At 70.4% G+C, this 11,060-nt stretch carries 9 protein-coding genes and 1 pseudogene; all 10 read right to left on the reverse strand.

Annotated features, from left to right (window positions below):
• A pseudogene (locus R6V09_RS34520) lies at positions 1–678 on the reverse strand (barstar family protein); the annotation flags it as partial.
• 11 nt (positions 679–689) lie between these two features.
• Entirely contained in the window at positions 690–1,082 is a 393-nt protein-coding gene (locus R6V09_RS34525; RefSeq protein WP_317885405.1) for a YccF domain-containing protein, read from the reverse strand.
• A complete protein-coding gene (gene htpX, locus R6V09_RS34530; RefSeq protein ID WP_200715187.1) occupies positions 1,079–1,942 on the reverse strand; it encodes a zinc metalloprotease HtpX in 864 nt (287 codons plus the stop codon). The genes R6V09_RS34525 and htpX overlap by 4 nt, the downstream gene beginning before the upstream one ends.
• Positions 1,943–2,132: 190 nt before the next feature.
• Positions 2,133–3,656, reverse strand: coding sequence for an NADH-quinone oxidoreductase subunit N (locus R6V09_RS34535; protein ID WP_317885406.1), 1,524 nt, complete (start codon positions 3,654–3,656; stop codon positions 2,133–2,135).
• Complete coding sequence (locus R6V09_RS34540; RefSeq protein ID WP_317885407.1) at positions 3,653–5,227, reverse strand: complex I subunit 4 family protein; 1,575 nt, start codon at positions 5,225–5,227, stop codon at positions 3,653–3,655. Before R6V09_RS34540 ends, R6V09_RS34535 begins: the two co-directional genes overlap by 4 nt.
• A 6-nt stretch (positions 5,228–5,233) precedes the next feature.
• Complete coding sequence (locus tag R6V09_RS34545) at positions 5,234–7,228, reverse strand: NADH-quinone oxidoreductase subunit 5 family protein (RefSeq protein WP_317885408.1); 1,995 nt, start codon at positions 7,226–7,228, stop codon at positions 5,234–5,236.
• A complete protein-coding gene (nuoK, locus tag R6V09_RS34550) occupies positions 7,225–7,650 on the reverse strand; it encodes an NADH-quinone oxidoreductase subunit NuoK (protein WP_317885409.1) in 426 nt (141 codons plus the stop codon). Before nuoK ends, R6V09_RS34545 begins: the two co-directional genes overlap by 4 nt.
• Positions 7,650–8,381, reverse strand: a complete 732-nt coding sequence (locus tag R6V09_RS34555) for an NADH-quinone oxidoreductase subunit J family protein (protein ID WP_317885410.1) — start codon at positions 8,379–8,381, stop codon at positions 7,650–7,652. Before R6V09_RS34555 ends, nuoK begins: the two co-directional genes overlap by 1 nt.
• Complete coding sequence (locus R6V09_RS34560) at positions 8,378–9,145, reverse strand: NuoI/complex I 23 kDa subunit family protein (protein WP_317885411.1); 768 nt, start codon at positions 9,143–9,145, stop codon at positions 8,378–8,380. Before R6V09_RS34560 ends, R6V09_RS34555 begins: the two co-directional genes overlap by 4 nt.
• Positions 9,142–10,113, reverse strand: coding sequence for a complex I subunit 1/NuoH family protein (locus R6V09_RS34565; RefSeq protein WP_317885412.1), 972 nt, complete (start codon positions 10,111–10,113; stop codon positions 9,142–9,144). The genes R6V09_RS34560 and R6V09_RS34565 overlap by 4 nt, the downstream gene beginning before the upstream one ends.
• Positions 10,114–11,060 lie beyond the last annotated feature (947 nt).

Consider the following 11,060-nt stretch of genomic DNA (forward strand, 5'->3'; position numbering starts at 1 on the left):
GCGCGCGGACGGGATCCAGGCCCGCAACTCGCCCTCGGTGGCGGGCTGCAGGGGCCGGCCCGTGGAGTCGATACGCAGCACCTTGGCGTGGCCGAGGTCCTCGTCCCCGCTGTCCAGGGCCGCCCGCAGCGCGCCGCGCGGGGAACAGCCCAGCAGGCGCACGGGAGGGTCCAGCGGTTCGGGACGGTCCTCCTGGGGATGGGCCAAGTCCCGGCAGCCGCCCCAGGGTTCACCGTCCGGGCCCAGCAGCCGGTAGCCCGGGGAGAGGGGCGGGCAGTGCGGGTAGTCGTAGGGGTTGTCGTCGGACGGTCGCCCCTCGACGGTGACGTCCCTCAGGGACAGGTCACGCGCGCAGGGGCGGTCGCCGACAACGCGTACGTCCTCCAGCCACCAGTCCCCCTCCATTCCCGCGCCGGTGCCGGTCTTGTCGAGGATCTCTAGGGTGAGCAGGCCGAGCGGCGCCGAACCGTCGGCACGCGCGCGTGCGAGGGCTGCGGCGAGTTCGCCCTCGGGCGCGCAGCCGAGCAGTTCGTAGGTCTCCCGCGTGGGTGGGGGCGGGTCGGCGAAGAGGTCGTCGGCGTCCTGGCACAGTGCCCAGGTCTGCTCGTACCCGTGCTCGCCGGCGGACTCGGAGCCTTCGTCGTACGACAGCAGGACGTACTTCGGCGCCCCCACCACGGTCGATCCCGTCAGCGGGTGGCGAACGGCTGGTCCGTGGGCACGATTTCGCGGCCCAGGGGGAACAGCGAGATCGGGATCAGCTTGAAGTTGGCGATGCCGAACGGGATGCCGATGATCGTGATGCACATGGCGATGCCGGTGACGATGTGCGCGAGGGCCAGCCACCAGCCGGCGAGGATCAGCCACAGGACGTTGCCGACGCAGGAGGCCGCGCCCGCGTCACGGCGCTCGACCGTGGTGTACCCGAAGGGCCACAGGGCGTAGACGCCGATGCGGAAGGCGGCGATGCCGAACGGGATGCCGATGATGGTGATGCACAGCACCACGCCCGCGAACAGGTACCCGAGGAACAGCCAGAAGCCGCTCAGGACGAGCCAAATGACGTTCAGGATGGTTTTCACTGAGGGCGACCTGCCATCTTCTCGAGCCGGGCGATGCGCTCCGCCATCGGCGGATGTGTCGAGAACATCTTGGAGAGTCCCTGGCCCGGACGGAAGGGGTTCGCGATCATCATGTGGCTCGCGGTCTCGATGCGGGGCTCCGGGGGCAGCGGAAGCTGCTTCGTGCCCGCGTCGAGTTTGCGCAGCGCGCTGGCGAGGGCGAGGGGGTCCCCGGTCAGTTGCGCGCCGGACGCGTCGGCCTCGTACTCCCTGGAGCGGCTGATGGCCAACTGGATGAGGCTGGCCGCGAGGGGCCCCAGGATCATGATCATCAGCATGCCCAGGATGCCGGGTCCGTCGTCGTCGTTGGAGCGGCCGATCGGGATCAGCCAGGCGAAGTTGACCAGGAACATGATCACCGAGGCGAGGGCGCCGGCGACCGACGAGATCAGGATGTCGCGGTTGTAGACATGGCTCAGCTCGTGGCCGATGACTCCGCGCAGCTCGCGCTCGTCCAGGATGCGCAGGATGCCTTCCGTGCAGCACACGGCGGCGTTGCGCGGGTTGCGGCCCGTGGCGAAGGCGTTGGGTGCCTCCGTGGGCGAGATGTACAGGCGCGGCATGGGCTGGCGGGCCTGCGTGGAGAGCTCGCGGACCATGCGGTACAGGGCGGGGGCCTCGAACTCGCTCACCGGGCGGGCGCGCATCGCGCGTAGCGCCAGTTTGTCGCTGTTCCAGTACGCGTACGCGTTCGTGCCCAGCGCGATCACGACCGCTACGACAAGCCCCATGCGGCCGAAGAAGCTGCCGATGACGATGATGAGTGCGGACAGTCCCCCGAGGAGAACTGCGGTCCTGAGCCCGTTGTGCCGGCGGTGCACGGTACGCCCTCCAAAATCGTGCAGCAGGGGAACCCTTTGCTTGCTGATCTCTGATGCCACTGGTGTCGTGGTGCCACGTCCAGTGGACCCTTCCGCACTGGTCAACGCCAGGCGAGGGCCACTAGTTCCCTTGTGCGTACGACGCCGGGTGTGGGCCGTCCGGGTGAGGACGGTGGTATGTGCCGGTGGCTCAGAAGAGTCCGGTGCCGGCGAAGCGCAGGACCAGTTGGGGTGCTCCGGAGAGGGCGATTCCGAGGGCGCCGGTGAGGGCGAGCGCGGCGGTGAGGGGGGCGGGGACGCGGTGCGTGCCGTGCTCCCCCTCGGGTGCGCGGAACAGGAGCGCCGTCCACTGGAGGTAGTAGAAGAGCGCGATCACCACGTTGACGGCCATGACGACCGCGAGCCAGCCCAGACCCGCGTCGACGGCCGCCGAGAAGACGGTGACCTTGGCGAAGAGCCCGATGACACCCGGCGGCAGTCCGGCGAGGCAGAGCAGGAAGAAGGCCAGGAGGAGGGCGGCCAACGGGTTCGACGCGTACAGCCCGCGGTAGTCGCTGATGCGGTTCAGTGCTCTGCTACGGCCCACCAGTGCGGCCACCGCGAAGGCGCCGAGGTTCACGGCGGCGTACATGAGGGCGTAGGCGACGGTGGAGCCGATCGGCTTCTGGGCGTCCTTGGAGTACGCGGCGGCGGCGATCGGCACCAGGAGGTAGCCGGCCTGGCCGACGGAGGACCAGGCGAGCAGCCGTACCGCGCTGTACGCGCGCGTGGCCTGTTGGCGCAGAGCACCCAGGTTTCCGACCGTCATCGTGAGAGCGGCCAGCGCGGCCAGCGCCGGGCCCCACACGTCGGCGTACGAGGGGAAGGCCACGACGGTGACGAGGATCAGGCCGGAGAAGCCGACCGCCTTGCCGACGACCGACAGGTAGGCGGCGATCGGGAGGGGCGCTCCTACGTAGGTGTCGGGTACCCAGAAGTGGAAGGGGACGGCGGCCGTCTTGAAGGCGAAGCCGATGAGGGTGAGGACTACGCCGGTCTGCGCGAGGGTGTGGAACTGGCCGTCGACGTGCTGGATGCGGTCGGCGATCTCGGTGAGGTACAGGGTGCCCGTGGTGGCGTACACGAAGCTGACGCCCATCAGGCTGACCGCGGTCGCGGTGACCGAGGACAGGAAGAACTTGAGGGCCGCTTCGGCGGACTTCTTGTCGCCGTGCCGGATGCCGACGAGAGCGAAGGCGGGCAGGGAGGCGACCTCCAGGGCGACGATCAGGGTCGCGAGGTCGCGGGAGGCGGGCAGGAGGGCGGCGCCCGCGGCGGAGGACAGCAGCAGGAACCAGTACTCCCCTTCGGGGAGTCCCTTGTTGGCGTCCTTCAGAGTGGTGATCGACAGGAGGGCCGCGAGGAGGGCGCCGCCGAGGACCAGGAACTGGATGACCAGGGTGAAGCGGTCCGCCGTATAGCTACAGGCGGTCGCGTCGCCGGTGAGGCAGAAGGTGGCGCGGTCGCCGTCCAGGAGGGGCAGCAGCATCAGGGCGGAGGCGGCCAGGCCCGCGACCGACACCCAGCCCAGGAGCGCCTTCTTCGCGTCCTGGAGGAACAGGTCGGCGACGAGGACCACCAGGCCGACGACCGCCGTGATGGTGGGCGGTGCGATCGCGAGCCAGTCGACGGACTGGACCATCGACTCCGCGAGGGGCTGGGCCAGGGCGCTCATCGGGTGCCTCCTGAGAGGAGCTGCTGCACGGCCGGGTCGGTGAGGCCGAGGAGTGCCTTGGGCCACAGGCCGGCGGCGACGGTGAGGACGACGAGCGGAGTCCAGGCCGCGAACTCGTATGTGTGGACGTCGGCGAGCTTCGGCGCTTCCTGCGCCACGGCGCCCATGCAGACGCGGCGGACCACGGCGAGCATGTAGGCGGCGGTCAGCAGGGTGCCGAAGGCCGCGATCGCCATGAAGGTGAGGAACGCGGGGCGGCTGAGGTCGGCGGCAGGCTTGAATGCGCCGAACAGCGCCAGCATCTCGCCCCAGAATCCGGCGAGTCCGGGCAGTCCGAGCGAGGCGACGGCGGCGAACGCGAGCAGGCCGCCGAGGCGTGGGGCCTTGCCGTAGAGGGCTGCGCCGGTCTCCTCGGCCAGGGTGTCCAGGTCCGTGGTGCCCGTGCGGTCCTTGAGGGCGCCGACGAGGAAGAACAGGAGGCCGGTGATGAGGCCGTGGGCGATGTTGGCGAACAGGGCGCCGTTCACGCCGGTCGGGGTCATCGTCGAGATGCCGAGCAGGACGAAGCCCATGTGGCCGACTGAGGAGTAGGCGATGAGGCGCTTGAGGTCGCCCTTCGCGCCCTGTTTCGCGAGGGCGAGGCAGGCCAGGGAGCCGTAGATGATCCCGACGACGGCGAAGGCGGCGAGGTAGGGCGCGAAGGTGTGCATGCCGTCGGGCGCGATCGGCAGCAGGATGCGGACGAACCCGTACGTGCCCATCTTCAGCATCACGCCGGCCAGCAGGACGGAACCGACGGTCGGGGCGGCGGTGTGGGCGTCGGGCAGCCAGCTGTGCAGCGGCCACATCGGCGTCTTGACCGCCAGCCCGATCCCGACCGCCAGAACGGCGATGACCTGCACGGATGTGGTCAGCGACCGGCCGTTGTCAGTGGCGAGTGCCACCATGTCGAATGTGCCCGCCTTGATTCCGATCAGGAGCAGGCCGAGCAGCATGACGACGGAACCGAGCAGTGTGAAGAGGATGAACTTCCAGGCGGCCTGGGTCCGTTGGGCACCGCCCCAGCGGGCGATGAGGAAGTACATCGGGATGAGGACGGTCTCGAAGGCGAGGAAGAAGAGGATCAGGTCGAGGACGGCGAACGTGGCGAGGGTGCCGGACTCCAGGACGAGGATCAGGGCGACGAATGCCTTCGGGGATGGGCCCGCAGGCATCTTGAAGTAGGAGTAGAGCGCGCAGAGGAAGGTCAGCAGCGCGGTCAGGACCAGGAGGGGGAGGGAGATGCCGTCGATGCCGAGGTGGATGCGCACGTCGAGTGCGGGGATCCAGCTGATGTCGGTCGTGGCCTGCATCTTCGACGGATGGTCGTGGTCGAAGCCGAGCGCGAGGACGATCGCGGCGATGAGGATCACGCCGGTCACGGTGACGCCGTGCCGTAGTACGGCCTGCTCGGGCGACTTCCCCTTCAGTCCGGGCGGGGCCGGCACCAGGGCGGCGACGGCGCCGAGGAGCGGGCCGACGACGACGAACGCCAGAAGGACCTGCATCACGGACTCGTTGATATCGATCACGCCTGCTCACGCTCCCGTGGCGACGAGGAGGACGGCGACCGTCAGGACGACGGTGCCGGCGAGCAGCGCGCTCACATAGGTCTGCAGATTGCCGGTCTGGGCGCGCCGTACGGCGGCTCCGAGGAGGCGGGGCAGAGTGCCCGCGCCGCGTACGTAGGTGTCGACGACCTCGCGGTCGAGGAACCTGACGAGACTCGCCGCCGCCATCACGGGGCGGACGAACAGGGCCCCGTAGACGGCGTCCAGGTGGAAGCCCGAGGCCGCGTGGCGGTGCAGCGGGCCGAGCAGGAGGCGGCCCGGGTCCGCCGGGTCGGGTGCCGACGCCACGTCTCCGTAGACGGCTGTGTGGCTCGCGATGGCCTCAGCCTCTACGAGTCCCGCGTCGCCCTCCGGATGGGCCGCGACCGCACCCATCGGTGCGCGGGCCGCGAGCGCGGTGGTTTGCCGCCAGGCGCCGTAGGTGACGATGCCGCCGACGAGGGCGACGCCCGTACCGAGTACGGATGTGGTGAGCGTCGGGGTGAGGTCGCGGCCGTCGAACCAGCCGGGCAGCACGCGGTAGGCGAGCCCGCCGAGGGCGAGGGACGGAACGGCGAGCACCCACAGCACGGCGTTCATCGCCACGGGCTGCCTGCCGTGGTCGGGAGCCTCAACTCCCCGGCCGTGGAAGGCGAGCAGCCACAGGCGCGTCGCGTACGCGGCGGTGAGCAGGGCGGCGAGCAGACCGGCCAGGAGGACGATCCAGCCCGCAGCGCCGGGGATGTGCGAGGTGTGCTCGGTGGCCGCGTGTTCGGCGGCGCCGAGGACGGACTCCTTGGAGAAGAAGCCGCTGAACGGCGGGATCGCGGCGAGCGCGAGGAGCGCCACGGTCATCGTCCAGAAGGCGTCGGGGACGCGGGCGCGCAGGTTGCCCATGCGGGACATGGCGGCCAGCGAGTTGGTGCCGGAGGCGTGGATGATCACGCCGGCCGCGAGGAAGAGCAGCGCCTTGAAGGCGCCGTGCGACAGGAGGTGGAAGACGGCGGCACCGCGGTCGCCGACGGCGAGGGCGCCGGTCATGTAGCCGAGCTGGCCGATCGTCGAGTAGGCGAGGACGCGTTTGATGTCGTCCTGGGCGAGCGCGGCGAGGCCCGAGCCGGCCATCGTCACGGCGGCCATCACGGCGAGGACGACCATCGCGGCCGACGACGCCTCGAAGACCGGGAGGAGACGGGCGACGAAGTAGACACCGGCGGCGACCATCGTCGCGGCGTGGATCAGCGCGGACACGGGGGTCGGGCCGGCCATCGCGTCGGGCAGCCAGGTGTGCAGCGGGAACTGCGCCGACTTGCCCGCCACCCCCGCCAGAAGCAGCAGCGCGATCAGCGTCGGGTGGTGCAGCCCGCCGCTCGCGACGGTGTCGAGGACCTTGGTGATGCGGAAGGACCCGGCGTCGGTGGCGAGTGCGAACAGGCCGATCAGGAAGGGGACATCGCCGAGCTTGGTGACGAGGAAGGCCTTCATGGAGGCGGCGCGGGCCTCCGGGGTCTCCCAGTAGTGGCCGACGAGGAAGTAGGAGCAGATGCCCATGACTTCCCAGCCGACCAGCAGCACGATCAGGTCGCCGGAGTAGACGACCAGGAGCATCGCGGAGGTGAAGAGGGAGACGAGGGCGGCGTACGAGGGGTAGCGCGGGTCGTCGCGCAGATAGCCCGTCGAGTAGATCTGCACACAGGTGGCGACGAAGCCGACCAGGACGGCGACGAGGGCGGCGAAGCCGTCGATGTGCAGGGCGAGTTCGACGGGGACCGAGCCGGTGGGCGTGAGCTCGGTGGCGGAGTCGATCGCCGCGTTGCCGCCTTGGCGTACGGCGACGATCACGGCCGGCGCGAGCGCGGCGAGCGTCGGCAGGACTGCGAGCGGGCGGACGAAGCCGGGGGCGGTACGGCCGAGGAGCAGGCCGGCCGCGGCACCCAGGAACGGAAGGAGGGGGACGAGGACGGCGAGGGTGGTCGTGGTCACGCGGTGGCCTCAGCCTTCTCGGCCGCGGGGGGCTCGGTGCCGTCACTGTCGGGGCCGTGGGGGTTGGCGGAGTCGCCGGACCCGTCAGGGCCGTCGGTCTCGTGGCCCTCGGCGGTGTCGCGGAGCTTGTCGATGTCCGAGGTGCCGCGGGCCCGGTGGACGGCGAGGACGATCGCCAGGCCGATGCCGATCTCGGCGGCGGCGATGGCAATGGTGAACAGCGTCAGGGCCTGGCCGGAGTGGAGTTTGTCCTCGGCGGTCCGGCTGAGCCAGACGTCGAAGGCGACCAGGTTCAGGTTGACGGCGTTGAGCATCAGCTCGACCGACATCAGGACGAGGATCGCGTTGCGGCGGGCGAGGACGCCGTAGAGGCCGGTGCAGAAGAGGAGGGCGGCGAGCACGGCGGGATAGACGAGGTGCATCAGCGGGCTCCTTCCTGCTCGGTCGAGTTGTTCAGGGCGGCGGGGCCGTTGCCCTCAACCACTCCTTTTCGCCCGATCGTGTGATTACGGGAATCCGGGACGGATGGGGAACTACCGGTCGCGGGCCGGGAGTTCACAGGGGGAGAGCTCGACTCCGCCTTCGACTTACGGGACAGGACGATCGCGCCGACCAGGGCCGCGAGGAGAAGGACGGAGAGGGCCTCGAAGGGGAGGACCCAGTTCTGGAACAGGCTCGCGCCGGTCACCGCGGTGGAGCCGGCGGCCGGACCGTCCAGGTCCATCCAGGTCGCGCGGAAGGCGTCGACGACGACCCACACCAGGGCCGCCGCGGCGGCGACGGCCACGGTGAGGGCGGCCCAGCGGTTGCCGGAGTCCGCGTCCGGGGAGCGGCCGATGGGGGCCTTGGTGAGCATCAGACCGAAGAGAAGGAGGACGACGACGGAACCGACATAGATGAGGACCTGCACCCAGGCGATGAACTCGGCGGTGAGCAGGAGGTATTCGACGGCGAGACCCCCGAGAGCCACCACGAGCCACAGGGCGGCGTGCACCAGCTGCTTGGTGGTGACGGTGACGAGGGCGGCGCCGAAGGTGACCAGGCCGACGAAGAGGAAGGCGATCTCCACGCCGGTCGGGGAGAGGAAGCCGCGGGTGTGGGTGGCGGCGAGGGTTGCCGTGGCGGTGGCGGTGATGGTTTCGGCGAGGGTCACGACTGTCCCTCCGGCGGGTCGGTGGGCGAGGCCGACTCGGCGGGCCCGTGCTCGGCGGGCCGGGTGGGCTGCTCGGGTTGCGGTGCCTGCCCGGCGTGCGGTGCCTGAGCTGCATGCGGTGCCTGCCCGGCCTGTGCGTCTTCGGTAGCCCGGGGGGCTTCGCCGGTCTGGCCGCCCTGACCTGCCGACTGGCTGGTCTGACCTGCCGACTGGCTGGGTTGAGCTGCCGACTGGCTGGGTTGAGCTGCGGCCAGCTTCTCCGCGGTCTTGCGGGCCGCGGCGATCTCCTTGGGCTCCTCCGCGCCGGGGTCGAGGGCGGGTGGGGCCGGGACGGTCCACATCCACTCGCGGAGCTTGTCGCGTTCGTGGGTGAGTTCGTGGATGTCGGTCTCGGCGTACTCGAACTCCGGGGACCAGAACAGGGCGTCGAAAGGACAGACCTCGATGCAGATACCGCAGTACATGCAGAGGGAGAAGTCGATGGCGAAGCGGTCGAGGACGTTGCGGCTGCGCTCGCGGCCACCGGGGGCCGCCGCAGGGACCGTCTCCTTGTGGGAGTCGATGTAGATGCACCAGTCGGGGCACTCACGGGCGCAGAGCATGCAGACCGTGCAGTTCTCCTCGAACAGGCCGATGACTCCGCGGGTGCGGGGCGGGAGATCGGGCTGGGTGTCCGGGTACTGCTCGGTGACGGTCTTCTTCGTCATCGTGCGGAGGGTGACGGCCAGGCCCTTGGCCAGGCCGGAGCCGGGGAACGGGGTCACTGGAGGAACACCACCTTCACGATGCCGGTGAGGGCGATCTGAGCGAGGGAGAGGGGGACGAGGAGGGTCCAGGAGAGCTTCTGGAGCTGGTCCTCGCGCAGGCGGGGATAGGTGACGCGGAGCCAGATGACGACGAAGGCGAGGAGCGCGGTCTTCAGCAGGGTCCACACCCAGCCGAAGCCGTCCGCGCCCCAGGGGCCGTGCCAGCCGCCCAGGAAGAGGACGGTGGTCAGGCCGCACAGGACGACGATTCCGGCGTACTCGGCGAGGAGGAAGAGCGCGAAACGGAGACCGGTGTACTCGGTGTAGGCGCCGAAGATGATCTCGGAGTCGGCGACGGGCATGTCGAAGGGAGGCCGTTGGAGTTCGGCCAGGCCCGCCACGAAGAAGATGATCGCGCCGACGATCTGCCAGGGCAGCCACCACCAGTGGAAGGCGTCGAGGATGCCGGGGAGGGAGACCGTACCGGCTGCCATCGCCACGGAGGCGGCGGTGAGCAGCATGGGGAGTTCGTAGGCGAGGAGTTGTGCGGCAGTGCGGAGGCCGCCGAGGAGGGAGAACTTGTTGGCGGAGGCCCAGCCGGCCATGAGAGAACCGAGGACGCCCACGCCCATCACCGCGAGGACGAAGAAGATGCCCGCGTCCAGGACCTGGCCGACGGCGCCCTCGCCCGGTCCGATGGGGATGGCGAGGAGGACGAGGAGGTACGGGAGGAGGGCGACGGCGGGGGCGAGTTGGAAGATACGGCGGTCCGCGCCCGCCGGGACGATGTCTTCCTTCTGCGCGAACTTCACGCCGTCCGCGACGAGTTGGGCCCAGCCGTGGAAGCCGCCGGCGTACATCGGGCCGAGGCGGCCCTGCATGTGGGCCATCACCTTGTGCTCGGTCTGGCCGACGATGAGGGGGAAGGTGAGGAAGACGACGAAGACGATCAGGAGTCGCAGGGCGACGTCGAACGCGTCGTTCACTGCGGGCCTCCTGCGGGAGTGTCGGGGGTTGGGTCTTGGGGGGTGGGGTCGTCGGGGGTTGGGGGCGAATCGGGCCGTTCAACCGCGCCCGAGTCAGGTGCAGTTGCTTCCGAGTCGGGCTCGGGTGCGGGCGAGTCCGGATCCGCTGCCGGCAAGTCCGGCTCGGCTGTCGGCAAGTCCGGCCCGGCTGCAGGCGAGTCGGCTTCGGCTGACGGTCCGGCGGCCGGCCTCTTGGCAGGGCTCGGCTTCAGTTCGGCCTCGGTCCCGGGTTCGCGCTCGGGCTCGGGCTCGGGCTCGGACTTGTGCTCGGGTTCGCGCTCTGGCTCGGGCTCGTCAAAAGCTGGGACGGCGTTGTGCCACGGCACGTCCGCGCTGCGGGGTGCGGTGGGGGGCTGGGCGGTGCTGCCCTCTCGTGCTGGTGCCGGTTCCTGTGACGGGTCCACCGCAGGTGCCGGTGACGGCGCCTGGGCCTGGGCTTGGGCTTGGGCTTGGGCCTGAGCTTGGACCTGGGCTTGGGCCTGTGCCTGTTGCGACACCGAGCCGCCACTCGCGCTGCGCGACCGGCGAGGGGTTGTCGCGCCCGTCCCCTGTTGACTCGCCGACCCCTCCGAAGCCGAACGAGCCCGCCGCACAGGGCGATCGCCCACCGCGCGTACAGGACGGTCCCCCGCAAGGCCCGCAGATTCACCCCCCTCACGGACCGGACCGACATCCGCACCACGGCCCGGAGATTCGCCCCCCGCACGAGCCGAAGACTCTCCCCCCGCAGGAGCTGGAGACTCTCCTCCCGCACCGCCCGAAGACTCGCCCGCCCCACTCACCGGACGCTCACCCGTCACCCGTGCCGACCGTGCTGGACGCTCACCTTCCGCCCCTGTCCTCCGGGCCGGACGCTCGCCCTCCGCCCCTGGCGTCCCCGCCCCCCGCACCGGACGCTCGCCCGGCGC

This window comes from Streptomyces sp. W16 (assembly GCF_033194735.1).
GTDB lineage: Bacteria > Actinomycetota > Actinomycetes > Streptomycetales > Streptomycetaceae > Streptomyces.